This is a genomic window from Modestobacter sp. URMC 112 (assembly GCF_053502575.1).
On the sequence record NZ_CP199957.1, the window covers coordinates 2,224,504 to 2,251,502 of the forward strand.

Genomic DNA, 26,999 nt, shown 5'->3' on the forward strand with positions numbered 1-26,999 from the left:
GCCCGACCCACCCCACCGCCGGCAACGGAGCCTGCGAGGACGGCAAGCCCGCTGACGAGGAGACGTACCGATGTGCCGCCTGCTGGGAACGGTGTCCACGACACCCGTGACGCTCGACGACGTCCTCGGGACCGAGCGCGGGGCCTTCCTGGGCCTCGCAGCGGTCCACGGGGACGGCTGGGGGCACGCCTGGAGCACCGGCCCCGGCGAACTGGAGGTCCGCAAGTCGCCGGAGTCCGCGCTCGACAGCGCTGAGCTCGGTGACCTCGCCGGCACCCGCGCCGCCGAGGCCGCGCTCACCCACCTGCGCTGGGCCACCCTGGGCCTGACCGTGCGGCCCGACAACACCCACCCGTTCACCGACGGCCGGGTCGCCTTCGCGCACAACGGCTCGGTGTCCCCGCCCGCCGCGCTGGACGCCCTGATCGCCCCGGAGCTCCGGGCCCGTCAGCAGGGCGACACCGACAGCGAGCGGTACTTCCTGGCCGTGCTGTCCCGGATGGCGGAGGGGCTCCCGCCCGCCGAGGCGCTGGCCGCGGTGGTGCGCGACGTCCTTGCCGGCGAAGCCCGGGTGCACAGCCTGAACTGCCTGATGCTCACCCCCGACGCGCTGCTCGCCGTGTGCTGCTACGACCCGGAGTGGGGCGACGATCGGGACTACTACCCGTTGCTGTACCGCCGGGTCGGGGACACGGTCGTGGTGGCCTCCACCGGATGGACCGACAGCGCCGGCTGGAATACGGTCAGCAACGGCCAGCTGCTGGTGGTCGAGCGCGGGTCGCTGGCGACGACGATCCTGCCGGTCGCCACCCTCGAGCCGGTCCGGGCGGTCTCGTGACCGAGGTGCGCCTGGCGGCGCCGCCGCGCGCCAGCGACCAGGCCTACCAGCTGCTGCTCGAGCGCATCCTGGACCTGCGCATCCCACCGGGCACGGTGGTGAACGAGCAGCAGCTCGCGCTGGAGATCGGCCTGGGGCGGATGCCGGTGCGCGAGGCGCTGGCCCGGCTGGCCGGCGACCGGCTGATCACCGTCATGCCCCGGCGCGGCACGGTGGTGACGGGGCTGAACCTGGAGGAGGTCCTCGACCTCTTCGAGGCGCGGGAGGTGATCGAGTGCGCCATCGCGCGGATCGCCGCCCGGCGGGCCAGCGACGGCGACCTCACCGACCTGCGGACCCTGATCGCCTCCGCCGACGCCGCCCGGGACGACGCGCAGGCGCTGGCCTTCCTCCGCGACGACCACGAGATCCACTCGGCGCTGGTGCACATGGCGGGCAACCCGCTGCTCCAGGACGCCGCTCACCGGCTGCTCAAGCACAACCTGCGCTTCTGGCGGTCCTACTGGTCCAGCCGGCCGGTGCAGCACTCGAGCATGCTGGCCCACGCGGCGTTGCTGGAGGCGCTGGAGGCCCGGAACCCGGCGGCGGCCGAGGAGGCCATGCGCCACCACATCCTGCAGAGCAAGCAGCTGCTGCAGGCCGCCTTCTAGTGCGGGTCCGCCGCGTCCTCGCCGTCCCGGTGCGGGGTGGCTTCTTCAACGACGACCAGGCCGCCATCCGCGAGGGGCGGGCGCGGGACGGGTTCACCTACGCGGGCCGGCCGGTCACGCCGGGCTTCCGCTCGGTCCGGCAGCCCGCCGAAGCCCTGTCGGTGCTGCTGGAGCTGGCGGACGGACAGGTCGCGCACGGCGACGCCGTGACGGTGCAGTACGCCGCCGTCGGCGGCCGGGACCGGGTGTTCGACGCGGCCGCCGCGGCGCGCGTGGTGGCCGACGTCGTGGCGCCCCGGCTCGTGGGACGGGAGCTCGGCTCCTTCCGCGAGACGGCTGCGGCGCTGGACGACCTGCGCGCCGACGGCGCACCGCTGCACACCGCGCTCAGCTACGGCCTGGGCCAGGCGGTGCTCGACGGCGTGGCCCGCACCCGCGCCGTCACCATGGCCGAGGTCGTCCGCGACGAGTACCGGACCGGTGTGGAGCTGGCGCCGGTGGGGCTGTTCGCCCAGTGCGGGGACGAGCGGCACGACAACGTGGACAAGATGGTCCTGCGCGGCGTGGGGGCGCTGCCGCACGGGCTGGTCAACGACGTGTCACGGGTCGGCGCCGAGGGGGAGGTGCTCGCCGCGTACGTGCAGTGGGTGCGTGACCGGGTGCTGGCGCTGCGAGCCGACCCGGCATACGTCCCGGTGCTGCACCTGGACGTCTACGGGACCCTCGGCCTGGTCTTCGGCGGTGACGTCGAGCGGGTCGCGGCGTACCTGGTCCGGCTGGCGGAGGTCGCGGCGCCGTTCCCCCTGCGGGTCGAGCACCCGGTCGACGCGGGCAGCCGGGCCGGCCAGCTGGCGGTGATGGCGGCGCTGCGGGCCGCGGTGGCCCGGCGCGGCGGGGGCGTGGCGCTGGCGGTCGACGAGTGGTGCAACACGGTGGACGACGTCGCGGCCTTCGTCGCCGCGGGTGCGGCCGACGTCGTGCACGTCAAGGTGCCCGACCTCGGCGGGCTGCAGCACACCGTCGAGGCGCTCCTGCTGGTCCGGGCGGCGGGGCTGCTGGCCTACTGCGGGGGGAGCGCGACCGAGACCGACCGGTCGGCGCAGGTGACCGCGCACGTGGCCATGGCCTGCGGCGCCGACCAGGTGCTGGCCAAGCCGGGGATGGGTGTCGACGAGGGCGTCATGGTGGTGGGCAACGAGATGGCCCGGGTCGCGGCCCTCGCCGCCACCCGGGGACCGCGCTAGGACCGGGCCAGCCCCAGGAGCAGGCCGTCGGCGACGACGGCGGGGCTGGTGGTGAGGAACAGCAGGACGCCGGCCTCCGGGGCGCGCACCTCGTGCTCGACCCCGCCGAGCAGCCCGCTGACCGTGCCGAGCAGCTCGCCCGCACCCACGGCAGCCCCGGCCGGGACGGCCGGCTCCCACCAGCCGGCCGTCGGCGTGCGGAGCCAGTGCCACCCCTCGTGCTCTTCCGGCGCCGGGTGCCGAACGACCTCACCGGGAAGCACTCCCAGCGAGCGGGCAACGTTGGCCAGCCCGGCCAGGTGCCGGTCCACCGAGGGCCGGTCGAGCAGGCCGTTCTGCCCGGACTCGGCGATGATCGCCGGGATCCCGGCGTCGGCCGCCGCGGCGGCGGAGCTGCCGGCCACGGTGCGCGCCTCCCGGGCCTGCCGCACCACGTGGCCCAGGCCGTAGGCCAGCGCGAGGTCGCGGGCCGCCCCCTCCACCGGCGACTCCTCGTAGATGGTGAACGGCTCCAGCGCCTCCGGCAGGTCGCCGGCGTGCAGGTCCAGGACGGCGTCGCTGCCGAGGAGGAACGTGGTGAAGACGGCGTCGGCCAGCGCCTCGGCACAGCTGCCGCCCGGGTCCCCGGGGAAACAGCGGTTGAGGTTCTTGCCGTCCTGCGGCACCACGAACGGCGAGCGGGCCCAGAACGCCGGCAGGTTGACCAGCGGGACCACGGTCACCCGCCCGGAGACGGTCGCCGGGTCCAGGTCGAGGGCGAACTCCCGCGCCGCGGCGATCGAGGTGTACTCCGTGCCGTGCACCCCGGCGATCACCGTGAGGTGCGGGCCGTCGGCGGACCCGCGCACGTCGACGTAGGGGATCTGCAGGCCGCCGGCCAGGTCGGGGAGGTCGAGGACGGAGACGGTCATGTCGGGGCTCCTGGCTCGGGAGGGGACTGGGCGGCCACCCAGCGGTCGACGACGTCGGCGAGCACGCCGAGGGGCACCGCGCCGTTGGAGAGCACGGCGCCGTGGAACCCGCGGACGTCGAAGCGGCTGCCCAGCCGGGTCTCGGCGCCGGTGCGCAGCCGGACGATCTCCCGGCGGCCGACCATGTAGGCCAGCGCCTGGGCCGGCCAGGCGATGTACCGGTTCACCTCGTTGACCACGTTGGCCCGGGTGGTCGCCGTGTGCGACCACATGAACTCGACGGCCTGCTCCCGGGACCAGCCGAGGGCGTGCATCCCGGTGTCCACGACCAGCCGGCCGGCCCGCCAGGCGTCGAAGGAGACCATGCCCAGCCGCTGGAGGTCGGAGGTGTACAGCCCCATCTCGTCGGCCAGCCGCTCGCTGTAGAGCCCCCATCCCTCGACGTAGGCGCAGACCTCGGCGTCGAGGAAGCGGCGGTACTCGGGGAGGGAGGTGAGGGTCTGCGCGCTGGCGATCTGCAGGTGGTGGCCGGGGGTGCTCTCGTGGAAGGCCAGCGCCTCGTACTCGTAGGCGAACCGCTCCTGCGGGTCGACGGTCAGCACGCAGTGCGCGCCGGGCCGCGACCCGTCGGCCGACGGCGGCCGGTAGTGCGCGAGCGCGGCGTTGCCGGCCTCGACCGGGTCGATCTCCTCGATGACGCAGTCGGCGATGGCGTAGGCCGGGAACCAGTCGTCGCGGGCGGCCTCGGCCCGCTCCAGGGCGCCGCGGACGACGTCCACCAGCTGCCCCGACGACTCGAAGCGCAGCGCCGGGTCGGTGCGCAGCCGGTCCCGCACCTCGGCGACGTCGCTGGTGCCGAGCACCCGGCCGCCGAGCTCGCGCCACTCGTCCTTCAGGTCCTCGAGCACCGCCAGGCCGATCTCGTGCACCTGCCCCGGGGTGAGGTCGGTGGTGGTCTGCCGCCGGACGGCAGCGGAGTAGGCCGCTTCCCCGCCGGGCACGGAGGCCAGCCCCACCTCGGCGTCGGTCCGGGCGGTGGGCCGCAGCTCGTCGTCCAGCAGCGCGGCCAGTCGCGCCATCGCCGGCCGCACCCGCGTCCCGGTGACCTCGGCGATCCTTGCCCGCACCCGGGCGGCGTCCACGTCCCCGGGCAGCGCCGGCCGCTGGAACACGTCGGCGTCCGCGGGCCGCCCGAGGTGGCCGCGCAGCTGGTCCACGGCCTGGGCGACGCCGACGGCGGTGGGCCGACGGCCGTCGGCCGCGGCCTGCCGGTACCGGGTGTCCAGCGCGTCGAAGAAGCCCCCCAGGGCGTCGAGCCGGCGCAGGTACCCCTCGACCGCCGGGGCGTCCGGCAGCGAGACGGTGGGCACGGCGAGGAAGGCCGTGCCCTGCGGGTTGCCGTAGCCGTCGGCCGACGCGTTGGCCTCCCAGCTGCCGTGCTCCAGGTCGCTGCGCACCCCCTCGGACAGCCCGATCAGCACCGCCCGGTCCACCCGGTCGTCGTCGTCCAGGGCGGCCGGGTCCAGCGCGGCGGCGGCCCGCTCGACGGCGGCCAGCCGCCGGGCGGTGTCCGCGGCGGCGTCCCGGCTCGGGTCGGGCACCTGGTCGTCGAACCCGGCGACCCCCAGCATCGTGGCGTTGAACGGGTCGCTGCCGTGCCGCAGCGCGAAGAACTCCGCGCCCAGCCGGCGCAGCTCGGGGTCGGGCATCAGACCCAGATCCCCTGCAGCGCGCGCAGCACGTTGCCGCCCACGACGGCGCGGATCTCGTCGTCGCTGAACCCGTGCCCGACCAGCCAGCCGCAGATGTTCCCGAAGTTCTCCGTCGGGTTCTCCAGGCCGTCGACGTAGGGCACCTTCTCGTGCGGCGGGCCGGCGGTGGCGCCGCCGATGGCCATCAGGTGCCCGAAGACGGTGTGCAGCCCCACGTGGTCGCCGTAGAGGGTGTCCGGGCCGAACGCGACGTGCTCGAGGCCGACCAGGTCCAGGCAGTACTGGAAGTGGTCCATCACCGAGTCGATGGTGTGCAGCGGGTGGGCGGCCGACAGGGTGGTGTGCGGCGCGGCGGACATGCCGATCACCCCGCCGGTGTCGGCGACCGCCCGGAGCACGTCGTCGGGCTTCATCCGGGCGATGTCCCACACCGCACGGGCGCCACCGTGGGTGAGGAAGACCGGGTTCCGACTGGCCCGGCACACGTCCAGGCTGGTCAGGTCCGAGGAGTGGGAGACGTCGATGGCCAGCCCCAGGTCGTCCATCCGGGCCACCGCGCGGTGCCCGAGGGCGGTCAGCCCGCCGTCCACCCGCTCGGCCAGGCCGCTGCCCAGGGCGTTGGAGTCGGAGTAGGCGATGCCGATCTGCCGCAGGCCCAGGCCGTAGAGCACGTCGAGCCGGTCCAGCTCGTTCTCGATCGGGGTGGCCGCCTCCAGGCCGAAGACCAGCCCCACCTGGCCGGCCGCCTGCACCCGCTCGACGTCGGCGACGGTGCGCACCACCGCCACGTCGGACTGGTGGGCGATGTCCGCCTGCCGCATCCCGAGGTCGGTGACGACGTCGTCCCACCGCCACGGCGCGTGCCCGGTGACGCAGGCCGTGCCGTCCATCATGTTGTCGAAGACGACCGTCATGCCCGAGGCCGCCAGGCCGGCGAACGCGGTGTGCTGCCGGCCGCCCCGGTTGTAGGCGGGGGTGTCGCGCATGTCCCGGGGGAAGCGGACCGGGTGGTCGTGCAGGCTGATCACCAGGCTGTTCCGCAGCAGCCGGTCGGCCCGCTCGGCCTGCCCGGCGTCCAGCCGGCGCTCGTACGGCGGCACCCGGCCGAACTCCGGAGCCAGGTCGAAGGCGGGCAGCGTGCCGTCGGGGAGGTACGAGTACGACTGGTAGGGGTCGGGCGTCATGCCGATGAGGCGCCTCTCATCAGGGGGGCGAGCCGGTGCGGCCCGTCGGACAGCAGCACCCAGAGCCGTTCCCAGGCGCGCACCCCCTCGGCCAGCCGCCGGGTCCGGAGGAACTCCCCGGGCGCGTGCAGCCGCTCGTCGGCGGTGGAGAACGAGAAGAACAGCGTCTTCGCGCCGAGGACGTCCTCGAACAGCGCCGACGCGGGCAGGGTGCCGCCGATGCAGGCCAGCAGCACCTGCTCGCCGGGGTAGACGTCCTCCAGCGCGGCGGTCGCGGCCCGGATCGCCGGGTGGTCGCGCGGGATCGTGTAGGCCGGCACCCGGGCCTCGTCGGGGAGCACGGCGACGCGGACGCCCGGCGGCCGCTGCTGGTCCAGGTGGGTGGCGATCGCCGTCAGCACGGCGTCGGGGTCCTGCCCGGGGACCAGCCGGCAGGACACGTGCCCGGTCGCGACGTGCGGGATGACGGTGTACTTGCCGCCGGCGGAGATCCCGTTGACCTCGAGGGTGGGTCGCTCCCACAGCCGCTCCAGGGTGCTGTAGCCGGGCTCGCCGAACACCGCGTCGACGCCGAGCTCCCGGGCGTAGCCGGCGTCGTCGAAGCCGACCGCGGCGATCTGCGCCCGCCGCTCGGGGGTCAGGGCCGGGATGCCGTCGTAGAAGCCGGGGACGGCGACGGCGCCGTCGGGGGAGTGCAGCGACGCCAGCAGCTCGACCAGGGCGTGCGCGGGGTTGGCCACCGTGCCGCCGTAGCGGCCGGAGTGCAGGTCGTCGTCCGCGCCGGTGACCTGCACCGACAGCGTCACCAGCCCCTTGGACGCGGTGGACAGCGACGGCTCGGTGGGCCGCCACATCGCCCCGTCGGCGGAGATCACCAGGTCGCAGGCCAGCTCGTCGGCGTGCTCGCGCAGCCAGCCGGGCAGGTGCGGGCTGCCGATCTCCTCCTCGCCCTCGACCAGGACCTTCACGTTGAGCGGCAGCCCGCCGTCCCGGGCGAGCAGCCCGGTCAGCAGGGTGGCCACGAGGTACACCGGGCCCTTGTCGTCGCTGACCCCGCGTCCCCGCAGCACGTCCCCGGCCACGGCGAGCTCGAAGGGCGGGGTGTCCCACTCGGCCAGGTCGCCGGGCGGCTGGACGTCGTAGTGGCCGTACACCAGGACGGTGGGCGCGCCGGGTGCACCCAGCCACTCGGCCCGGACGACGGGGTGGCCGGCCGTGGTCTCGACCCGGCCGCCGAGGGGCGCCAGCCGGTCGGCGAGCCAGGAGGCGGCGGCGTGCATGACCTCGGGGGAGGCGTCCCGGCTGATGCTGGGGATGGCCACCCACTCGGCCAGCTCCGCGACGTCCAGCCCGGCGGTGAGGTCGTCAGAAGATGGCATGGCCGCCGTCGATCGACAGGGTCTGCCCGGTGACCCAGGACGACTCGCCGGAGACGAAGAAGCGCACGCCGTTGGCGATGTCCTCCGGCCTGCCCAGCCGGCGCACCGCGATGCCCTCGACCAGCGCGGCCTGCCCGTCGGGCCCGTAGCTCTCCCACTGCGCGTGCGTGCTGGGGTTGGACAGCACGAACCCCGGCGCGATGCAGTTGACCGTGATGCCGAACCGGCCCAGCTCGTGGGCGGTCTGCCGGGTCAGCCCGATCTGGCCGGCCTTGGCGCTGGCGTAGGCCTGGATGCCGGTCAGGCTGACGCTGCGCCCGGCGCCGGAGGAGATGTTCACGATCCGGCCCCAGCCGCGCTCCTTCATCCCCGGCACCACCGCCCGGGTGCACAGGAAGGTGCTGGTCAGGTTGGCGTCCACGACCGCCGTCCAGTCCTCGACGCCGACCTCCTCGATCGGCCGCCCGGTCTGGCCGACGACCCCGCCGGCGTTGTTGACCAGCACGTCCACCCGACCGAGGCCCGCCACGTACTCGTCCACGGCGGCGGGTGAGGTCACGTCGACGGTGTCGCGGTCGACGCCGTGCACCTGCGCCCCCTCGGCGGTGAGCATCGCAGCGATGGCGGCCCCGATGCCGTGCGCGGTCCCGGTGACCAGCGCGACCCGCCCCTCGGCGAGGCCGCTCATGCAGCGCCCCCGCCGAGCGCCCGCTCGACCACCGCGGCCACCGCGAGCAGCTCGGCGTCCCCGCCATGCCGCCCGGTCAGCTGCAGCCCGACCGGCAGGCCCTGCGGGTCCCGGCCGCAGGGCAGCGCCAGCGCCGGTTGGCCGGTCGAGTTGGCCGGCGCGGAGAACAGCCCCTCCAGCTCGCCCTCGGGCGAGTCGAGCACCGGTGTGCTCTCCGGGGCCACGAACGGCACGGCCGGACCGGCCAGCACGTCGACGCCGTCCAGCAGCGCGTGCGCGGCCGGCAGCAGGTCCTCCCGCAGGGCCAGCGCCTCGCGGTAGGTGGCGTCGTCGATCCGGGACCCCAGCTGCAGGAGGCGGTCGGTGTCCGGGCCGAAGTGGCCGGGGTCGCTCCGGCGGAGCGGGCCTAGTTCCGCCCAGGCCTCGTGCAGCACGATCGGCCCGAAGGTGACGTCCAGGGCCCGCAGCGCGGCGCCGCTGCACTCGACCACCCGGAGCCCCGCGGCGCGCAGCCGGTCGACCGCGGCCCGCAGCACGTCCCGGGAGCCGGCCTCCAGGCGCGGGTCGTCGAGCTGGTCGGTGAGCAGCCCGATCGTGACGGTCGCCGGTTCCGGGGCCGGCCGGACGTCGGCGACCGCGCCGAGCACCGCGCCGGCCGTGGCGACGTCGCGGGCCAGCACCCCCACGGTGTCCAGCGTCGGGGCCAGCGGGGTGACGCCCTCGGCGGGGACCAGGCCGTGCGTCGGTTTCAGCCCGACGACGCCCACGTAGGCGGCCGGGATCCTGATCGACCCGCCGGTGTCGGTGCCGATCGCGGCCGGGCACACACCGGCGGCCACCAGGGCGGCCGACCCGCCGCTGGACCCGCCGGCCGTCCGGGTGGGGTCCACGGGGTTGCGTGCCTCGGGGACGTCGGGGTGCGGCGCCCCGGCGGCGTACTCGAGCAGCGAGGCGGTGGCGAAGACGTCGGCGCCCGCGTCGCGCAGCCGGGCCACGACCGGCGCGTCCGTGGTCGAGGGCGGCCCGGCCATCGCCCGGGGGTTCCCGTTCCCCCGGGGGACGCCGGCGACGGCGACGTTGTCCTTCACCGCCACCTGGACGCCGTGCAGCGGGCCGGCCGGTGCGCGCAGCGGCGCGGACAGCACGGTCGCGACCGCGTGCAGCGGCCGGCCGACCCGTTCCAGCCGCTCGTACGAGGCGAGCAGCTCCAGGTTGGCCACCTCGCAGGTGCGCTCGCCGCGCTCGATGGCGGTGACCAGCTCACCGACGTAGCGGGTCAGCGGGCCGGCCAGGTCCCCGAGCAGGTCGTCGACCTCGGTCTTGCGCCGGCGCACCATCAGGTCGCGGTAGATGCCGCTGTGGCTCTTGGCGCTCGCCCGGTTGAAGACCACCAGCCGGTCTATCGACCCCTCGAGGTCCTCGGGGTCGAAGCCGTCGAAGGGCATCGGCCGCACCGGGGCCTGGGCCAGCACCTCCCGCGCCAGGGCGAGCATCAGCGGGCGGTAGCGGGGCTCGGCGAGCGCGTCGGCGATGGAGAGGTCGGACACCGCGGTGGCGAACAGCATCGCGCCGTAGGCCTCCTTGGCCCACAGGTAGCCGGCGATGTTGTCGGTGGCCTCCGCCCAGGGCAGCGCCTCGGCCAGCTCCCGCACCCGGTCGCTCATCCCGCCGCCCGGTTCGCCCACCCGGAAGGTCGCCACGTTGCCCTGCATCACGACCCCGGGCTCGAGGTAGTCGGCGCCGAAGTTGACGAACCCGGCGACCACCCGGCCGGGCCCGACGGCGGCCGCGATGGCGTCGGTGGTCAGACCGTTCTGCAGGGACAGCACGTAGCCGTCGTCGGTCAGCCGGTCGCGCAGCAGCGCCGCGGCCGAGGCGGTGTGGTGCAACTTGACGGCGATGACCGCGCGCCGGACGACCGGTGGGAGGTCGTCGGGCCCCACCGCCCGCGCGGGCACGGTGAAACCCTCGACCGGTCCGGTGATCCGCAGTCCCCGGGCGTTGATGGCGGCCACGTGGTCGGCGTCGGCGTCGCAGAGCAGCACCTCGTGCCCGTTGCGGATCAGGTGGGCCGCGACGGTGCCGCCGATGGCACCGGCCCCGATGACGGTGAGCTCCATGCGGCAGAGCAAACACCCGGAGCGGGCCTCTCACCAGACTTCGGGGATCGACATCAACTCTTGACATCGGAGTTGTTTACGCCTGCCATACCAGGCTCTACCGTTCGCTGACCCGTCACGGCGCCGCTGGAGGCCCACCTTGCGCAGACCCCACGTCCTGATCGCCGCGCTGAGCGTCGCGGCACTCGGCCTCACCGCCTGCGGTGGGGGCGACTCCGGCGGCTCCGGCGGATCGGGGGGCTCGGGGGGCGGGGGCGGCGACCTCGTCCTCGTCCGGCCGGCGGACTCCACCAACCTGGACCTCACGATGGTCCACGACAACGACTCGATCTGGGTCGGTCAGCAGATCATGGAGTCGCTGTACGAGGTGACCCCGGACGGCCAGGACGTCCAGCCGCTGCTGGTGGAGGACTACCAGCTGTCCGAGGACAAGCTGACGTCGACGTTCACGCTGAAGGACGGCATCACCTTCAGCAACGGGGACCCCATGACCTCCGAGGACGTGAAGTTCTCGATCGACGAGGCCAGCAGCACCGACGGCGGGTGGGAGTTCCTCAACGTCGCGATCGCCTCGGTCGAGGCGCCCGACGAGAAGACCGTCGTCGTCACCACCAAGTACCCCTGGGCGCCGCTGCTCGCCGACCTGGCGAACTTCAGCAACTCGATCGTCCCGAAGGACTGGGGCGGCAAGACCAAGGAGGAGTTCTACGAGGCGCCCGTGGGCACCGGGCCCTTCATCTGGGACCACTGGGACCGGGGCAGCGAGCTCCAGCTGGTCAAGAACGAGAACTACTGGGACGGGGCGCCGTCGCTCGACAGCGTCACCTGGAAGGTCGTCGGTGACGACAACGCGCGCACGCTGCAGCTGCAGGGCGGCCAGGCGCACATCAACCAGAGCCCGCCGTTCTCCAGCATCGAGCAGCTGCGGGGTCAGGAGGGCGTGCAGGTCGAGCTGTTCCCCTCGACGAAGACCGACTACATCATGATGAACCACAACGTTGCGCCCTACAACGACGTGCACGTCCGCCGGGCGATCTCCTACGCCATCGACCGTGAGGCGATCGTCGACACCGTGCTGTTCGGCAACGGGGACCCGGGCAACTCGCTGTTGATGCCCAGCGTCCCGTTCTACGACCCGGAGACCCCGGGCCAGCAGTACGACATGGAGGCGGCCAAGGCCGAGATGGCGCAGTCCTCGGTGCCCAACGGCTTCGACACCACGTTCCTCGCCTCGAGCGGGGACGTCGCCGACGCCGGCATCGCCCAGATCCTGCAGGCCTCGCTCAAGGAGCTGGGCATCAACATGCAGATCGAGAACCTCGACCCCAGCGCCGCCCAGGAGCGCCAGCAGACGCTGGACTACCAGATCTCGCACTCCTACTGGACGATGGACATCGCCGACCCCGACGAGCTCGTGAGCTTCGCGGTCGACCCCGAGGCCGGCGCCGAGTCGTTCTTCACCGGCTACAACAACCCCGAGGTCGTCGCCAACGCCCGGGCGGCCGCCCAGACGTTCGACGAGAACGAGCGGCAGCGGCTCTACAGCGAGGTCCAGCGGCAGGCGGCCGAGGACGCCTTCCTCCCCACGCTGTTCTACTCGCCGTTCAGCTACGCCTTCAGCGACGAGGTGGAGGGCTTCCAGGTCTACCCGACCGGCAACTTCCACATGGAGGACGTCACGCTCAACGAGTGACCGGCCTCACGACGACGTCCATCGAGGGGAGGGCACGGGCAGCATGAGGCACCTGACGTACGTACTGCGCCGGCTGGTGCACCTGCTGCCCGTGCTCTTCGGCATCACGCTGGTCGTCTTCTTCATGATCCACCTGGTCCCGGGTGACCCGGCGCGCACGCTGCTGGGCACCCGGGCCACGGAGGAGGGCGTGGCGGCGCTGCGCGCCTCCCTGGGCCTGGACCAGCCACTGTGGTCCCAGTACCTGGACTTCCTCGGCCGGCTGCTCCGCGCCGACCTCGGCGAGTCGCTGTTCTACCGGGCCGACGTCAACGACCTGGTCGTCGAGCGGCTGCCGGCCACCCTGTGGCTGCTCGGCGCGGCCACCGTGCTGTCGCTGTTGATCAGCGTGCCGCTCGCCGTCCTGGCCGCAAGCCGGCGGGGGACCCTCACCGACCAGTTGGTGCGGGCCGTCCCGCTCGCGGGACTCGGCATGCCGGCGTTCTGGGTGGGGATCATGCTGATCCTGCTGCTGTCGCTGAAGGCGGGCCTGTTCCCGGTGTCCGGGTTCGGCGACACCACACTCGAGCACCTGCACTCCATCGTGCTGCCCGGCCTGACCGTGGCGCTGGCGCTCACCCCGATCCTCATCCGCAGCCTGCGGACCTCGATGATCGGTGTGCTGGACAGCGACTACGTGGTGACCGCCAACGCCAAAGGGCTCAGCCACGGCCGGGTGATCGTCAGCCACACCCTGCGGAACGCGGCGGTGTCCTCGGTCACCGTGCTCGGCGTCAACATCGCCTTCCTGGTGGGCGGCACGCTGGTGGTCGAGCGGGTGTTCGCGCTCCCCGGCCTCGGCACGCTGATGCTCGACGCGATCTTCAACCGCGACTTCGCCGTGGTCCAGGGCGTCACCCTGGTCTTCGCGATCATGGTCGTGGTCGTGAACCTGCTCACCGACGTGGCCCACGCGGCCCTGGACCCGAGGGTGCAGCTGGCATGAGCTCGGCACTCCCCACGACCACCGACGACCCCGCGGTCGGCGGGCACCTGCCGCCCCCCGAGCCGGGCCGCCGCCGGCGCAGCGGGCGGATGAACCCGACGCTCCTGGTCGGGCTCGGGCTGCTGGCGCTGATCGTGCTGGCCGCCCTCTGCGCCCCTCTGCTCACCGACTACGACCCCATCGAGCAGGACCTGGGCAACGCGCTGGCCGACCCGGGCACCGGCGGTCACCTGCTCGGCACCGACCAGCTCGGCCGCGACGTCTTCTCCCGGCTGCTCTACGGCGCCCGGGTCGACCTGCGGGTGGGCGCCCTCGCGGTGATCCTCCCGTTCCTGATCGGTACGACGCTGGGCCTGATCGCCGGCTGGCGGGGCGGCTGGTTCGACACGCTGCTGATGCGGGTGGTCGACATGGTCGTCGCCTTCCCGTGGTTCGTGCTGGTCATCGCCCTCGTGTTCGTCCTCGGCGCCGGGACCCGGAGCATCTACATCGCCATCACGTTGGTCGGCTGGGTCGCCTATGCCCGGATCGTCCGCGGCGAGGTGCTGGTCGCGAAGGAGCAGGAGTACGCGCTGGCCGCCCGGGTGAGCGGCCTGCCCACCCACCGGATCATGCTCCGGCACCTGCTCCCCAACGTGGTGCAGCAGGGGTTCGTCTTCGCGATGAGCGACGTGGTGCTCTGCATCCTCGGCATCGTGACCCTGGGCTACCTCGGGCTGGGCGTCCCGCCGCCGACGCCGGACTGGGGCTCGATGATCCAGGAGGGGCAGACGTTCATCCTCACCAAGTGGCACCTCGCGGCCGTCCCCGGGTTCGCCGTGGTCCTGACCGGACTCGCCCTGGCGCTGATCGCCGACGGCATCGTGCAGCGGAGCGGACGCCAGTGACCGCCCTGCTGGAGGTGCACGACCTCGACGTCGAGATCCCGCTGCCCGGCGGCCGGCTGCACGCCGTCCGGGGCGTGTCGCTGGACGCCTCCGCGGGTGAGGCCGTAGGGCTGGTCGGGGAGTCCGGCTCGGGCAAGAGCCTGACCCTGCGGGCGATCATGGACCTGCTCCCGGTACCGGCGCGGATCTCCGGCGGGACGGTGGTGGTGGACGGCGTCGACGTCACCGGCATGCCCCCGAAGAAGCGTCGGCAGCACCTGTCGTCGGTGATGGCGATGATCTTCCAGGACGCGCTCACCGCGCTGAACCCGACCATGCGGGTCGGCGACCAGGTGGCCGAGGTGCCGGTCCGCCGGCTGGGCATGTCCCGCGGGGAGGCCCGGCAGCGGGCCCTGGACCTGCTGACCCAGGTCGGCATCAAGGACCCGGAGCGCCGGTACCGTGCCTACCCCCACGAGCTGTCCGGCGGCATGCGGCAGCGCATCTGCATCGCCATCGCGCTGTCCACCGACCCGCGGCTGATCCTGGCCGACGAGCCCACCACCGCCCTGGACGTGACCATCCAGGCCCAGGTGCTCGGGGTCCTGGCCGGGCTGCGGCGCACCCGCGACCTCGGGCTGGTGCTGGTCACCCACGACCTGGCCGTGGTCAGCGGCACCTGCGAGCGGCTCAACGTCATGTACGGCGGGCGGATCGTCGAGCAGGGCCCCACCCACGAGCTGCTGCACACCCCGCGGATGCCCTACACCGCAGCCCTGCTGCGGTCGGTGCCCGACCCGGACGTGCCCGTGCACCGGCTGCTGACCATCCCCGGCCAGCCGCCGGACCTGATGGACGACCACGACGCCTGCCCGTTCTCGCCGCGCTGCCCCGCGGTCGTCGAGCGGTGCACCCAGCAGGCCCCGCCGCTGGAGGCGGTGCTGCCCGGCCGGACCAGCGCCTGCTGGCGTGCCCACGAACCGGAACGCTGGCCCACGGCGCTGGCCGAGGCCGCGGCAGGAGGGACCCCCGCATGACGGAGGAGCTGCTGCGGGTGGAGGGGCTGGTCCAGCACTTCGGCCGCAAGCACGGGGCGCTGGACCGGCTGCTGCGCCGGGGCGAGCCCTCGGTGGTGCGGGCGGTCGACGGCGTGGACCTCACCCTGCACCGCGGGGAGACCCTGGGTCTGGTCGGTGAGTCCGGCTGCGGCAAGTCGACGCTCAGCCGCTGCGCGGTCGGGCTGTACCGGCCGACCGCGGGCACCGTCTACTACGCAGGCTCCCCGTTGCGCGGGGCGCCCACCACCGAGCAGCGGCGACTGGTGCAGATGGTCTTCCAGGACCCGTACAGCTCGCTCAACCCGCGGATGACCGTCGGGCAGACCCTCGGGGAGGTGCTCCGCTACCACCGGGTGGTGCCCCGGGACCGCGTGACGACCCGCATCTCGGAGCTGCTCGACCTGGTCGGGCTGCCGCAGCGGGCGGTCGACCAGCTGCCCCGGTCCTTCTCCGGCGGCCAGCGGCAGCGGATCGGGATCGCGCGGGCGCTCGCCCTGGAGCCCAAGGTGCTCATCGCCGACGAGCCGGTCTCCGCGCTGGACGTCTCGGTGCAGGCCAACATCATCAACCTGCTGCTCGACCTCAAGGACACCCTCGGGCTGTCGATGCTGTTCGTCTCGCACAACATGGCCGTCGTCCGGCAGATCAGCGACCGGATCGCCGTGATGCACGACGGCGTCATCGTCGAGCAGGGCCGGACCGACGACGTCTTCGAGCGGCCGCAGGACTCCTACACCCGGCTCCTGCTCGCCTCCGTGCCGCGCCTGGCGGCCGGCACCATCCCCGTCGTCGACGCCGGGCAGACCGACCAGCTCGTCGAGCTCGAGGCGGAGCGGACGTGACCTCGCCGGTCATCGTGGGCAGCGAGCGCAGCGAGGCGGGGCTGGGCGCCGGCATGGACGTGCTGCGCGCCGGGGGCAGCGCGATGGACGCGGTCGAGGTGGCGCTGCGGGCCTGCGAGGACAACCTGGCCGACCGCTACGTCGGCACCGGCGGGCTGCCCAACGCGCAGGGGGTCGTGGAGCTCGACGCCTCGCTGATGGTGGCGTCGTCCCGGCGGTTCGGCGCTGTGGGGGCGCTGCAGGGCTACCCGCACCCGATCTCGGTGGCCCGCGCGGTGCTCGAGCGGCTGCCCCAGCACTGCCTGCTGGTGGGGGAGGGCGCCGCCCTGTTCGCCGCCGAGTGCGGCTTCGAGACCGCCGACCTGCTCACCGACGAGTCCCGCCGGCTCTTCCGGGAGGCGCTCGCCCCCTCCGACGAGAGCGTCGAGGGGGAGGCGACGGCGAGCCTGCCCGGTGACGAGCGGTACCGGCTGGCCGCGCTGGAGCTGGTCGGACGGCTGGCCCCGCACGACGGGCCGTGGGGCACGATCAACGTGCTCGCCCTGGACCGGTCCGGGGAGCTCGTCGTCGGCGTCTCCACCAGCGGCTACCCCTGGAAGTACCCCGGCCGCATCGGGGACTCCGCGATCCCCGGCGCGGGCATCTGGTGCGACATCTCCGGCGGCGGCGCCGCCTGCACCGGGCGCGGAGAGCTGAGCATGCGCTCGGGCACCGCGCGGTCGGTCGTGGACTCCCTCGCCCGTGGGGACGACGTCGAGTCCGCGTGCCGCGCCGCCCTGGCCGACGCCGCCACGCTGCCCGACGAGTTCCGCACCGAGCTGCGGGTGCTGGCGCTGACCCCCGACGGGCGGCACGGCGGCGCCTCCGGCCAGCCGGGCGCCACCTACGCGGTGATGACCGACCGGTCGACCGGACCGGAGACCCACCCGAGGAGCGTGCTGTGAAGGTGTACCTGTCCTCCGACATGGAGGGCACCGCCGGCGTCGTCGACTGGGCCCAGTGCATCGGTCCGAGCACCGAGTACGAGCACTACCGCGGCCTGCTGCAGGACGAGGTGAACGCCGCCATCGAGGGGGCGATGTCGGCCGGGGCGACCGAGTTCCTGGTCAACGACTCGCACTCGACCATGCAGAACCTGCGGCCGGCGCAGCTGCTGGGCCAGGCCCGCTACCTCTCCGGCAAGCACAAGCCGATGTACATGATGGAGGGCCTGGACTCCTCCTTCGACGCGGTCTTCTTCATCAGCTACCACGGCTCGATGGCCAGCGAGGCCTCCACGCTGTCGCACACCTACAACCCCCGGGCCATCGCCAAGGTGCTGCTCAACGGCGTCGAGGTGGGGGAGTCGGGGATCAACGCCCTGGTCGCCCAGGGGCACGGGGTGCCGATCGTGCTGGTCACCGGGGACGACACCACGGCGGAGGAGGCCCGGGCGGTCTGCCCCGACATCACCGCCGTCGTGGTCAAGCGCTCGGTGACCCGGTTCGCCGCCGACAGCCTGCACCCGGCCGAGGCCTGCGCCCGGATCCGCGAGGCCGCCGCGGCGGCGGTCGCCGGCCTGGGCTCGGCGCGCCCGCCGCAGATCGAGCTGCCGGCCACGTTGGAGGTGTCCTTCCACAACGGGGACCTCGCCGAGATGGCCACCCGGGTGGTCGGCGTGCAGCGGTCGGGCACCCGGGAGGTGCGGATCACCGACGCGGACCCGATCGCGCTCTTCCGCACCTTCGTCACGGTGGTGCTGCTCACCCGGGCCATCGTCGAGTGACCGACCCCGCGGGCCGGCCGGCCGACCCGGCCGGTCGGGTCGCGCTGGTCACCGGCGCGGCCGGCGGCATCGGCAGCGCCGTGGTCGCCCGGCTGCTGCGCGACGGCTTCCGGGTGGGCGCGCTGGACGTCGACGAGCGGGGGCTGGAGCGGCTGGCCGGCGCGTCCGGCGCCGTGCTGCCGCTGCCGGCCGACATCACCGACGAGTCCGCCGTCCGCGGGGCGGTGCGGTCGCTGACGGAGCGGTGGGGCGCCCCCACGGCGGCGGTCAACGTCGCCGGCTGGTTCGACCGCCACCGGGTGCCGGACCTGTCCCTCGCCGACTGGGACCGCTTCCTGGCGGTGAACGCCACCGGCCCGTTCCTGGTCTGCCGCGAGGTGCTGCCGGCCATGATCGCCGCCGGGGCGGGCGCCATCGTCAACGTCGCCTCGACCGCGGCGCTGCGCGGGGGGCGGGACCGGGCCGCCTACTGCGCCGCCAAGGGCGCGCTGCTGCAGCTGTCCCGCAGCCTGGCGGTCGACCACGGGCCGGACGGCGTGCGGGTCAACGTGGTCGCGCCCGGGCTGATCGACACCGACATGGCCGACTGGATCCGGCACGACCCGCCCGCGCTCGCCGCCTTCGAGGCCGGCCTGCCCGCGGGCCGGATGGGGACCACCGCGGAGGTCGCCGAGACCGTCGGGTTCCTGGTGTCACCGGCCGCCGCCTACGTCACCGGCTCGGTGCTGGTGGTCGACGGCGGGTCCTCGGCGTGAGCACCGGCGCCGTCCCCCGGCTGCTGGAGCAGCTCTGGGACGTCCCGGGCGTCGACCACCACGCGCACCTGATGGTGGGCGATGACGGCGTGTTCGCCCTCGGGGACGACGCCGCCCCGCTGTACGAGCTGGTGCTGGAGAGCCCGGAACCCGAGCGCGCCCGGCTGCACGTCCGGGACCACCCCTCGCACCCGCGGGCGATGCGGGACCTGGCCGGGCTGCTCGGCGTGCCCGCGACGGAGGAGGCGGTGGCCGGGGCCCGCGCCGAGCGCGGCCACGCGGCCTACGTCCGCCTGCTGCTCCAGGAGTCCCGGCTGGCGTCGATGTACGTCGACGACGGGCTGAGCTGGCCGGGCCTGATGACGCCGGCCGAGCAGGAACAGGTCACCGGCGTGCCGGTGCGCCGGATTGCCCGGGTCGAGGTGCTGGTGCAGCAGGCCGCGGCCGGCTGGCCGCCGTTCGACGAGGTGGCCGACCGGTTCCGGGCGGAGCTCGGCCGCGCGGTGGCCGGCGGGCTGGCCGCGCTGAAGTCGATCGCCGCCTACCGCTGCGGGCTGGACCTGCCGGCCGCCGACGAGGCCGCCGCCCGGGCCGGGTACGAGACCTGGCGGGACGGCGGCAGCCCCCGGCTGGTCGACCCGCACGTCGTCGCCTGGTTCCTGGACCAGGCCCTGGAGCTGACCGCCGAGCCGCGGCTGCCGCTGCAGTTCCACGCCGGTGCGGTGGGGACCGACGTCGACCTGCGGGCCGGGGACCCGGCGACACTGCGCAGCTGGCTGAACCGTCCGGAGCACCGCGGCGTGCCGGTGGTGGTGCTGCACTGCTGGCCCTACCTCCGCGAGGCGTCCTGGCTGGCGGGCCTGTACCCCGACGTGCACCTGGACCTGTCGATGGCCATGCAGTGGGTGGGCAGCACACGGGGCGCGGAGCTGGTGCACGAGGTCCTCGGCGTGGCGCCGATGAGCAAGCTGCTGTTCGCCACCGACGGCTTCCGCGTCCCCGAGCTGTTCTACCTGGGCGCGCGGTGGTGGCGGGAGTCGCTGGCGCAGGCGCTGGGGGAGCTGGTGGACCGCGGCGTCGTCGACGAGCCCACCGCGCTGCGGTACGGGGAGCTGGTGTTGCGCGGCAACGCCGCCCGCATCTACCCCGGCTGACCGCCGCGCAGCGACCGGGCCATGGCCACCCGGGGCCAGCGGTCCAGCCCGATCGTCGCCTCGTGCGCGCGGACGCCGCGGAGCCCGGGGCCCTGCTCCTCCGGTGGGACCACGGCGAAGCCCAGCCGCCGGTAGTACGGCGCGTTCCAGGGCACCTCGGCGAACGTCGTCAGGGTCACCCGGTCCGCGCCGCGCGCCCGGGCGTGCTCGACGACGACCTCGATCAGTGCCCGGCCCAAGCCCTGGCCGGCCGCGGACGGGTGCACCGACACCTGCTCCACGTGCGGCGCCCCGTCGACCTCGTCCAGCAGCAGGTAGCCCAGCGGCCGGTCGTCGGGGCCCGCCGCCACCCAGGCGGCGCCCCGGTCCAGGTACCCCTGCAGGGTCGCGGCCGTCGGCGGGTCGTCGTCGGCGACCGCCGCCATGTCCAGCTCGCGGAACTGCTCGCCGGCGGCCCGCTCGATGTCGGCCAGCTCGGGGAGGTCCGAGGCCCGGGCCGGCCGGATCACGCCAGCATCACCTTGATCGACTCGCGGGCGGCCATCGCCGCGTAGCCGTCGGCCACCTGCTCCAGCGGCAGGGTGCGGTCGAACACCGGCCCGGGGTCGTAGCTCCCGGCGGTGATCCGCCGCACCAGGTCGGGCAGGTACCGGCGGACCGGGGCGACGCCCATCCGGATCGTCAGGTGGTGCACGAACGGCTGCAGCAGCGGCAGCTGGGGCGTGGTGTGCGGGACGCCGACCGCGCCGATGGTGCCGCCGTCCCGGGCCATGCCGGTGGCCATCGCCCAGGACTCCGGCGTGCCCACGGCCTCGACCACGTGCCGCACCCCCCAGCCGCCGGTCAGCTCGCGGACGGCGGCGATGCCCTCCTCGCCGCGGGCGGCGACGACGTCGGTGGCACCGAACCGACGGCCGAGCTCAGCCCGGTCGGCGTGCCGGCTGAGCAGGACGACCCGCTCGGCGCCGAGCACCTGCACCGCGCCGAGCACCGCGCACAGGCCCACCGCGCCGTCACCGATCACCGCCACCGTCGAGCCCTCGGTGGTGCCGGCCAGGGTGGCGCCGTGCAGGCCGGTGGCGGCCACGTCGGTGGCGGCGAGCAGGGCGGTCAGGGTGGTGTCGTCGACCGCCGCCGTCCCCCCGGGGACGGTGACCAGCGTGCCGTCGGCCTGCGGCACCCGGACCGCCTCGCCCTGGCCGCCGTCGGTCCCGGGCGCGCCGAAGGTGCCGCCGTTCACGCAGGAGCTCTGCAGGCCGTCGGCGCAGGTCGGGCAGGTGTCGTCCGACCACTGGAACGGCGCGACCACCAGGTCGCCGACGGCCACGGTCCGGACGTCGGCGCCCACCGCCTCCACCGTGCCGAGGAACTCGTGGCCCAACCGCGACCCGGCGGCCCGCTTCGTCACTCCGCGCCAGGACCACAGGTCCGAGCCACAGATGCACGAGCGCAGGACGCGGACGACGGCGTCGGTGGGCTCGGCCAGGGTGGCGTCGGGGACGTCGTCGACGACGACGTCGCCGGGGGACATGAACAGCGCGGCGCGCACGGGCGTGCTCCTTCTCTCTCTGCGGGACGGGAGGGGCTCAGACCGGTGTGCGGTCGTGCTCGTCCAGGTCGTGCGCCTGCAGGAACGCCCCGACGACGGCGAGGTAGCGGTCCTCCTCCTCGACGTGCGGCATGTGGCTGGAGTCGGCGAAGACCTCCCAGCGCACGTCCGGGATGCCCTCGACGAACGGGCGGACGGTGGCGGGGGTGGCCTCGTCGTGCGCGCCGGTGACCACCAGCGTCGGGACGGCGACCTGGGAGACCCGGTCGACCACCGACCAGCTGCGCAGCGTGCCGATCACGTGGAACTCACTCGGGCCGTTCATGGTGTGGTAGACGGTCGGGTCCGCCTCGATGGCGGCGAAGCTGGCGGCCACCTCGGGCGGGTTCGGCACGATCCGGCAGACGTGCCGGTCGTAGAAGACCTGCTCGGCGCGCGCGTACTCCGGGTCGCCGGTGGTGCCGGCGGCCTCGTGCCGCAGCAGGGTGGCCTGCACGTCGGGCGGCAGGTCCTCGCGGAGCCGGTTGGCCTCGCTGACCCAGAGCTCCATGGAGGCGGGTGAGTCGGCGATGACCAGGCTGGTCAGTCCGGCCGGCCGCCGGACGGCGTGCTCGGCGGCGAGCATGCCGCCCCAGGACTGCCCGAGCAGGGCGTACCGGTCGGCGATGCCCAGGTGTCCGAGCACCGCGTCGAGCTCGTCGAGGAAGAGCTGCACGGTCCAGAAGTCCGCGCCCCGGTCGGGCAGGTGCGTGGAGCGGCCGGCGCCGAGCTGGTCGTAGTGGACGACGGCGCGGCCCTGCTCGGCGAGGCGGGCGATGGAGAGCGTGTAGTCGTGCGTCGCGCCGGGGCCGCCGTGCAGCACGACCAGCGGCGCCCGCCCGGCCGCCCGGCTGCCCTCGAGGTCGCCGGTGACCCGGTACCAGGTCCGCCAGCCCCCGAAGTCGACGAAGCCCTCGCTGGTCGGGTCGGGGACGGGCACGGGACCTCCTGGGGCTCGAGCCGCGAGGCGGCGTCGCGGGTGGTGCCGACGGCCGCCGAGTCTGCCCTGCTCGGCGCCGTGGTGCGCGGTCCGGGGCACGGCACCGCGTCCGGGGCCGGCTCGGGTCGCCCCGGACGGCGGGGTGCCGCAGGCTGGGCGGAGGCTCCCCGGTCCCGGGAGCCGGTCGGCAGACGGCTCCACCGGAGGCTCCCCCATGCGCGCGATGGTGTACCGCGGCCCCTACAAGATCCGGGTGGAGGACAAGGACGTCCCGAGGATCGAGCACCCGAACGACGCGATCGTCCGGGTGACGATGGGCGCGATCTGCGGCTCGGACCTGCACCTCTACCACGGGCTGCTGCCGGACACCCGGATCGGTCACACGTTCGGCCACGAGTTCATCGGGGTGGTCGACCAGGTCGGCCCGTCGGTCGAGAACCTGGCGGTCGGCGACCGGGTGATGGTGCCGTTCAACGTCTTCTGCGGGTCGTGCTGGTTCTGTGCGCGCGGGCTGTTCTCCAACTGCCACAACGTGAACGCCAACGCCACGGCGGTCGGCGGCATCTACGGCTACTCGCACACCACGGGCGGGTACGACGGGGGGCAGGCGCAGTACGTGCGGGTGCCGTTCGCCGACGTCGGCCCGGTGCGGATCCCGGAGTGGATGCACGACGAGGACGCCGTGCTGCTCACCGACGCGGTGCCCACCGGGTACTTCGGCGCGCAGCTGGGCGAGATCGCGCAGGGCGACACCGTCGTGGTGTTCGGGGCCGGGCCGGTGGGCCTCGTGGCGGCGAAGTCGTCGTGGCTGATGGGCGCCGGCCGGGTGATCGTGGTCGACCACCTGGAGTACCGGCTGGAGAAGGCGCGCAGCTTCGCGTACGCGGAGACGCTCAACTTCACCGAGTACGACGACATCGTGGTGGAGCTGAAGAAGCAGACGGACTTCCTCGGCGCGGACGTCGTCATCGACGCGGTGGGGGCCGAGGCCGACGGGAACCTGCTGCAGCACGTGACCGCGGCGAAGCTGAAGCTGCAGGGCGGCTCACCGATCGCGCTGAACTGGGCGATCGACGGGGTGCGCAAGGGCGGCACGGTGGCGGTGGTGGGCGCGTACGGGCCGATCTTCAGTGCGGTGAAGTTCGGGGACGCGGTGAACAAGGGGCTGACCCTGCGGATGAACCAGACGCCGGTGAAGCGGCAGTGGCCCCGGCTGTTCGAGCACGTCCGCAACGGTCACCTGACGCCGCGGGACATGGTCACGCACCGGATCCCGCTGGAGCACATCGCCGAGGGGTACCACATCTTCTCGGCCAAGCTGGACGGCTGCATCAAGCCGATCGTCCTGCCCGACGCCGCCTGAGGGAGCGCCATGACCACGCCTCCGAACGACCTGCCCATCGCCTACGTCGCGGACAAGCGGCGCCCGATCGAGAGCCCGGAGGAACTGCGCGCCCGGATCCCCGGGTGGGGGGCGGACCTGGACCCGGCCGACCGTCCGTCGTACCCGAAGCTGCAGTACCCGGCGGAGACCGGTGCCCACTGGGCGTTCCCGGACCGGCAGCCGGAGAGGGAGCCGCGGGAGCGGTCGATCGAGCACGCGTTCCTGACCCCGGTGTTCGGCACCGCGCAGCCGACGAAGGGGTTGTCCGGGGCGATCCGGAAGTACTCGTACGCGACGTACAGCGAGGGCCGCGCCGCCCACTGGCTGTTGCTGGTGCTGGCCGACCGGGTGGACGCCTGGGAGAGCCACCTGCGCTCGTTCGCCACGCTGCGGCCCGACCAGCCGCTCACCCAGACCGGGGTGCGCAGCGAGTTCACCCACTCCGGCCTGAGCTCGCGGCTCGGGAAGCGCCGGGCGGACGTCAACCACCAGGCCCTCGACCCGGTGATCGTGGTCGGGCCGTGGGTCGCGGCGGGCGCGGTGGCCTTCGTCGGCGCCCGGGCCGTCGTCCGGTCGCTGCGCAGCTGACCACCGGGCCTCGGCCGCCGCGGCGCACAGTCAGATCCGTGCGCCGATGAGGATCTCGCTGCCGTCAGGTCGGTAGCAGAAGGACCACCCCCTCCCCACGACTCGCAAGCTCGCCGCGGGCCCGTGGCGTGGCCTGGTGGGCAGGGCCGGACGGAATTCGTCTCGACCCAGTTGCTCCGATGGCGGACGTCCGAGCGGTGGCGGTTCACGCCCGGATCAGCAGTATCGCGAAGGCAAGACGCTGGGGGTCTCCCCGGCAGTTGGAGGACTGCCGTCGGTTGGCCGGCAGACTGACGGGGATGGCCATGGCCTAGGTGTCGTGACCATGCAGGTTGTTCACGCGGCGAGTCGACTGATCGGTTGGCGGCCTCCGAGGGCGGAGTGGCTGCGGGCAGTGTTGTAGTGGGTCAGCCAGCTGTCGAGGGCTTCGGTGCGTTCGTCGTTGCTGGTCCAGGCGGTGGCGTAGGCCCACTCGGTTTGCAGGGTGCGGTTGAACCGTTCGGCCTTGCCATTGGTCCACGGGCAGCCGGGCTTGATGAACCGGCGGGCGATACCCAGCTGGGCGCAGGCGGTAATCCACGCGCGTCCCTTGCGGTAGCTCATGGCGTTGTCGGTCAAGACGCGGGCGACGGTCACGCCGTGCGCGGCGAACCAGGCGACTGCGCGGGTCAGGAAGCCGGCGCAGGTGGCCACCCGCTCATCGGGCAGCACCTCGGCGTAGGCCAGCCGGGTGTGATCGTCGATGGCCACGTGCACGTAGTCCCAGCCCAGGCCGCGGCCGCGGACCTCATCGGAGCGGCCGTGGACCCGCCAGCCACCGCCGGCGGGCACCCGGCCGAGCTTCTTCACATCGACGTGCAGCAGGTCGCCGGGGTGGGCGCGTTCGTAGCGGCGGTCGCTGTGCCGCCGCCCGCGCAGCAGTTGACCGGTCAGCCGGTCGACGTCGGCCAGCCGGGGCAGGCCGGCGCGGGCGATCACCGCGCCGATCGTGGACGCGGCCACGCCCAGGATCGCGGCCAGCCGGACCGGTCCGGCGTGGTGGGCGACCCGCGCGGCCAGGATCGCAGCGGTCGTCTCCGGCGGGGTCCGCCGCGGCGTGTGGTGCGGCCGCGACGAGCGGTCGACCAGCCCGGCCTCACCCTCGGCGCGCCACCGGCGCACCCACTTGTAGACCGTCTGCCGGCTGATCGCGAGCTGTTTTGCGACTTCGCCGGGCCGGTGACCGGCCAGCACACGGTCGACGATCAGCTTGCGGGCATAGACGGTCGTGCGGGCATTAGCGTGGGCCACTGAGACCTCCGGTTGGGAACGGCGACGTCAAGCACCGCCACTCCTGCCGGAGGTCTCCTACGTGATCAAGCCGCCACGCCGACCGTCAACAACGTCCCTGGTCACGACACCTAGGAGTACGTGGACCACGATCCGGGGCCTTCCCGGGCAAGCGCGCCCGGCCCATCAGTGGATGCTGACCGGCTTGGGCGACGGGCTGCGTTACGCACGCGCCACTGCAGCGCAACCAGAGTCGCGTCGGCGGAAAGGTCATTCCCAAGTTGGCTAGACGCGCATCGGGCGCGTTGAGCCTTCCCCCTAGCCGAGCACGCGACCGTCATGGGCGCTGCCGGCCTCTACGCGGCGCATTTGGCACCCTTGACCGCGGTCTCGCGGCGGTTAGGGGAACAGACGACCGCGCACGGCAGTGGGAGAACGGGAAGGACATTCACCCTCACGGCCCAGTGGTCGTGTCTCTCTTCAGCACGTCGTCCCGTCAGGCCTCAGATCGCTACTTCTCCGACCGTCTCGTGTGTTACGCGCGTCGCCCGGCGCGGCTAGAGTACTCGACCGTGAATGCTTTTCTCGGCGCCACCGCGAAGATGAACAGAGCTATGGACCTGCAAGGCGAGTTCATTGACGAACTCTCCAAGTTCGCAAACCGCCCGCCGGTGAAGGTGGGGGTTCGCGAAGTCAATGAAGAGCTGTGCGAAATCTATGTGACGCAACTGGAGGATTGGGTCGACTCGGCACTACTTAGCCTGAGCCTTCTCGCTGGAGATTGCGTGCACAACATCCGCGCGGCGCTGGACCATTTCGCATACGCCGTGGTGCCCGATGCCGACGATAAGACGACCTTTCCCATCCTTCGCTTGGCGCCCCGAAACGAGGATGAAGTGACTAAAAAGCTGTGCGAACGTGGCTTTAACCGGGCGGACCCGCGAGTATCTCAAGAGATCAAGCAGTTGGAGGCATGGCCTGGTGGGTCGAACCCGTTAGGGCAAAGTCTTTGGCTGCTTCACGAGCTTGACATCGTTGATAAACATCGAGGCATCGCGACAACGCTGATGACATCGGACCGACGGACGAGCGAGTTCGGCTTGATGGTGGGACGCAGCCCCTTCGGCTTCCACTTCGAGGACGAAACCCGCCTCGCGCTTGAGGCGGGCGCCGCACTGTGGACCGGGTCGGGCTCTATGGTCGATGTGGCGATGGCAACAACCAATATCTCGTTCCAGCTGTACTTTGGTGAGCCACTTGTTCAACGAGCATTTCCACACGCCCGTGCGGATCAAGTGTTGGCAAGTCTCTATGACGCTGCCTTTGAAGCGTTATTCGAGCTCATGCGCGCGTCTGGGCGATAGTGATTGGTCGGCCTTTGGCGCC

At 73.4% G+C, this 26,999-nt stretch carries 25 protein-coding genes; 15 read left to right on the plus strand and 10 right to left on the minus strand.

The window, feature by feature from the left end:
- Positions 1–70 precede the first annotated feature (70 nt).
- The 3 genes from ACWIX6_RS10430 to ACWIX6_RS10440 are packed head-to-tail and all read left to right on the plus strand — an operon-like array spanning position 71 to position 2,732.
- A complete protein-coding gene (locus ACWIX6_RS10430) occupies positions 71–838 on the plus strand; it encodes a class II glutamine amidotransferase (RefSeq protein WP_448616779.1) in 768 nt (255 codons plus the stop codon).
- Positions 835–1,488, plus strand: coding sequence for a GntR family transcriptional regulator (locus tag ACWIX6_RS10435; RefSeq protein WP_448616780.1), 654 nt, complete (start codon positions 835–837; stop codon positions 1,486–1,488). The genes ACWIX6_RS10430 and ACWIX6_RS10435 overlap by 4 nt, the downstream gene beginning before the upstream one ends.
- Positions 1,488–2,732: a methylaspartate ammonia-lyase gene (locus ACWIX6_RS10440; protein WP_448616781.1), complete on the plus strand. Its 1,245-nt coding sequence runs from the start codon at positions 1,488–1,490 to the stop codon at positions 2,730–2,732. The genes ACWIX6_RS10435 and ACWIX6_RS10440 overlap by 1 nt, the downstream gene beginning before the upstream one ends.
- Here ACWIX6_RS10440 and ACWIX6_RS10445 read toward each other — a convergent pair.
- From ACWIX6_RS10445 to ACWIX6_RS10470, 6 genes are read right to left on the minus strand one after another with little or no spacing between them, the layout of a single operon-like run.
- A complete protein-coding gene (locus ACWIX6_RS10445; protein WP_448616782.1) occupies positions 2,729–3,643 on the minus strand; it encodes a hypothetical protein in 915 nt (304 codons plus the stop codon). The two genes, ACWIX6_RS10440 and ACWIX6_RS10445, sit on opposite strands and share 4 nt — an antisense overlap.
- Positions 3,640–5,352 carry a DUF885 domain-containing protein gene (locus ACWIX6_RS10450; RefSeq protein ID WP_448616783.1) on the minus strand — a complete coding sequence of 571 codons (1,713 nt, stop codon included), beginning with the start codon at positions 5,350–5,352 and terminating at the stop codon, positions 3,640–3,642. The genes ACWIX6_RS10445 and ACWIX6_RS10450 overlap by 4 nt, the downstream gene beginning before the upstream one ends.
- The gene (locus ACWIX6_RS10455) at positions 5,352–6,539 is read right to left on the minus strand and encodes a dipeptidase (protein ID WP_448616784.1); all 1,188 of its coding nucleotides are present in this window, start codon (positions 6,537–6,539) and stop codon (positions 5,352–5,354) included. The genes ACWIX6_RS10450 and ACWIX6_RS10455 overlap by 1 nt, the downstream gene beginning before the upstream one ends.
- Positions 6,536–7,918, minus strand: a complete 1,383-nt coding sequence (locus tag ACWIX6_RS10460; protein ID WP_448616785.1) for a M20/M25/M40 family metallo-hydrolase — start codon at positions 7,916–7,918, stop codon at positions 6,536–6,538. The genes ACWIX6_RS10455 and ACWIX6_RS10460 overlap by 4 nt, the downstream gene beginning before the upstream one ends.
- Positions 7,905–8,606: an SDR family NAD(P)-dependent oxidoreductase gene (locus ACWIX6_RS10465; protein ID WP_448616786.1), complete on the minus strand. Its 702-nt coding sequence runs from the start codon at positions 8,604–8,606 to the stop codon at positions 7,905–7,907. The genes ACWIX6_RS10460 and ACWIX6_RS10465 overlap by 14 nt, the downstream gene beginning before the upstream one ends.
- On the minus strand, positions 8,603–10,726 hold the full coding sequence (locus tag ACWIX6_RS10470; protein WP_448616787.1) for an amidase family protein: 2,124 nt from the start codon (positions 10,724–10,726) through the stop codon (positions 8,603–8,605). Before ACWIX6_RS10470 ends, ACWIX6_RS10465 begins: the two co-directional genes overlap by 4 nt.
- A gap of 139 nt (positions 10,727–10,865) precedes the next feature.
- On the opposite strand from ACWIX6_RS10470, the gene ACWIX6_RS10475 reads away from it, so the two are divergent.
- The 9 genes from ACWIX6_RS10475 to ACWIX6_RS10515 are packed head-to-tail and all read left to right on the plus strand — an operon-like array spanning position 10,866 to position 19,844.
- Positions 10,866–12,419 carry an ABC transporter substrate-binding protein gene (locus ACWIX6_RS10475; protein ID WP_448616788.1) on the plus strand — a complete coding sequence of 518 codons (1,554 nt, stop codon included), beginning with the start codon at positions 10,866–10,868 and terminating at the stop codon, positions 12,417–12,419.
- Between the two features lie 43 nt (positions 12,420–12,462).
- The gene (locus ACWIX6_RS10480; protein ID WP_448616789.1) at positions 12,463–13,404 is read left to right on the plus strand and encodes an ABC transporter permease; all 942 of its coding nucleotides are present in this window, start codon (positions 12,463–12,465) and stop codon (positions 13,402–13,404) included.
- Positions 13,401–14,291: an ABC transporter permease gene (locus tag ACWIX6_RS10485; protein ID WP_448616790.1), complete on the plus strand. Its 891-nt coding sequence runs from the start codon at positions 13,401–13,403 to the stop codon at positions 14,289–14,291. Before ACWIX6_RS10480 ends, ACWIX6_RS10485 begins: the two co-directional genes overlap by 4 nt.
- Entirely contained in the window at positions 14,288–15,307 is a 1,020-nt protein-coding gene (locus tag ACWIX6_RS10490; protein WP_448616791.1) for an ABC transporter ATP-binding protein, read from the plus strand. Before ACWIX6_RS10485 ends, ACWIX6_RS10490 begins: the two co-directional genes overlap by 4 nt.
- On the plus strand, positions 15,304–16,170 hold the full coding sequence (locus ACWIX6_RS10495) for an ATP-binding cassette domain-containing protein (RefSeq protein WP_448616792.1): 867 nt from the start codon (positions 15,304–15,306) through the stop codon (positions 16,168–16,170). Before ACWIX6_RS10490 ends, ACWIX6_RS10495 begins: the two co-directional genes overlap by 4 nt.
- On the plus strand, positions 16,167–17,114 hold the full coding sequence (locus ACWIX6_RS10500) for an isoaspartyl peptidase/L-asparaginase (protein WP_448616793.1): 948 nt from the start codon (positions 16,167–16,169) through the stop codon (positions 17,112–17,114). The genes ACWIX6_RS10495 and ACWIX6_RS10500 overlap by 4 nt, the downstream gene beginning before the upstream one ends.
- A complete protein-coding gene (locus ACWIX6_RS10505; protein WP_448616794.1) occupies positions 17,111–17,935 on the plus strand; it encodes a M55 family metallopeptidase in 825 nt (274 codons plus the stop codon). Before ACWIX6_RS10500 ends, ACWIX6_RS10505 begins: the two co-directional genes overlap by 4 nt.
- Positions 17,932–18,690 carry an SDR family NAD(P)-dependent oxidoreductase gene (locus tag ACWIX6_RS10510; RefSeq protein WP_448616795.1) on the plus strand — a complete coding sequence of 253 codons (759 nt, stop codon included), beginning with the start codon at positions 17,932–17,934 and terminating at the stop codon, positions 18,688–18,690. The genes ACWIX6_RS10505 and ACWIX6_RS10510 overlap by 4 nt, the downstream gene beginning before the upstream one ends.
- Entirely contained in the window at positions 18,687–19,844 is a 1,158-nt protein-coding gene (locus ACWIX6_RS10515) for an amidohydrolase family protein (RefSeq protein ID WP_448616796.1), read from the plus strand. The genes ACWIX6_RS10510 and ACWIX6_RS10515 overlap by 4 nt, the downstream gene beginning before the upstream one ends.
- Here ACWIX6_RS10515 and ACWIX6_RS10520 read toward each other — a convergent pair.
- From ACWIX6_RS10520 to ACWIX6_RS10530, 3 genes are read right to left on the minus strand one after another with little or no spacing between them, the layout of a single operon-like run.
- Positions 19,832–20,353 carry a GNAT family N-acetyltransferase gene (locus ACWIX6_RS10520; protein ID WP_448616797.1) on the minus strand — a complete coding sequence of 174 codons (522 nt, stop codon included), beginning with the start codon at positions 20,351–20,353 and terminating at the stop codon, positions 19,832–19,834. The genes ACWIX6_RS10515 and ACWIX6_RS10520 overlap by 13 nt on opposite strands.
- Positions 20,350–21,393, minus strand: a complete 1,044-nt coding sequence (locus ACWIX6_RS10525) for a zinc-binding dehydrogenase (protein WP_448616798.1) — start codon at positions 21,391–21,393, stop codon at positions 20,350–20,352. Before ACWIX6_RS10525 ends, ACWIX6_RS10520 begins: the two co-directional genes overlap by 4 nt.
- 37 nt (positions 21,394–21,430) lie before the next feature.
- Positions 21,431–22,372, minus strand: coding sequence for a proline iminopeptidase-family hydrolase (locus ACWIX6_RS10530; RefSeq protein WP_448616799.1), 942 nt, complete (start codon positions 22,370–22,372; stop codon positions 21,431–21,433).
- Positions 22,373–22,586: 214 nt separating this feature from the next.
- Between ACWIX6_RS10530 and ACWIX6_RS10535 the strand changes: the two genes are divergently transcribed.
- Both ACWIX6_RS10535 and ACWIX6_RS10540 read left to right on the plus strand, forming a co-directional pair.
- Positions 22,587–23,735 carry a zinc-dependent alcohol dehydrogenase gene (locus tag ACWIX6_RS10535; RefSeq protein WP_448616800.1) on the plus strand — a complete coding sequence of 383 codons (1,149 nt, stop codon included), beginning with the start codon at positions 22,587–22,589 and terminating at the stop codon, positions 23,733–23,735.
- A 9-nt stretch (positions 23,736–23,744) separates the two neighbouring features.
- Complete coding sequence (locus ACWIX6_RS10540) at positions 23,745–24,344, plus strand: hypothetical protein (RefSeq protein ID WP_448616801.1); 600 nt, start codon at positions 23,745–23,747, stop codon at positions 24,342–24,344.
- A 336-nt stretch (positions 24,345–24,680) separates the two neighbouring features.
- On the opposite strand, the gene ACWIX6_RS10545 is transcribed toward ACWIX6_RS10540, so the two are convergent.
- The gene (locus ACWIX6_RS10545; protein ID WP_448616802.1) at positions 24,681–25,634 is read right to left on the minus strand and encodes an IS481 family transposase; all 954 of its coding nucleotides are present in this window, start codon (positions 25,632–25,634) and stop codon (positions 24,681–24,683) included.
- 551 nt (positions 25,635–26,185) lie between these two features.
- On the opposite strand from ACWIX6_RS10545, the gene ACWIX6_RS10550 reads away from it, so the two are divergent.
- On the plus strand, positions 26,186–26,977 hold the full coding sequence (locus ACWIX6_RS10550) for a hypothetical protein (protein WP_448616803.1): 792 nt from the start codon (positions 26,186–26,188) through the stop codon (positions 26,975–26,977).
- Positions 26,978–26,999 lie beyond the last annotated feature (22 nt).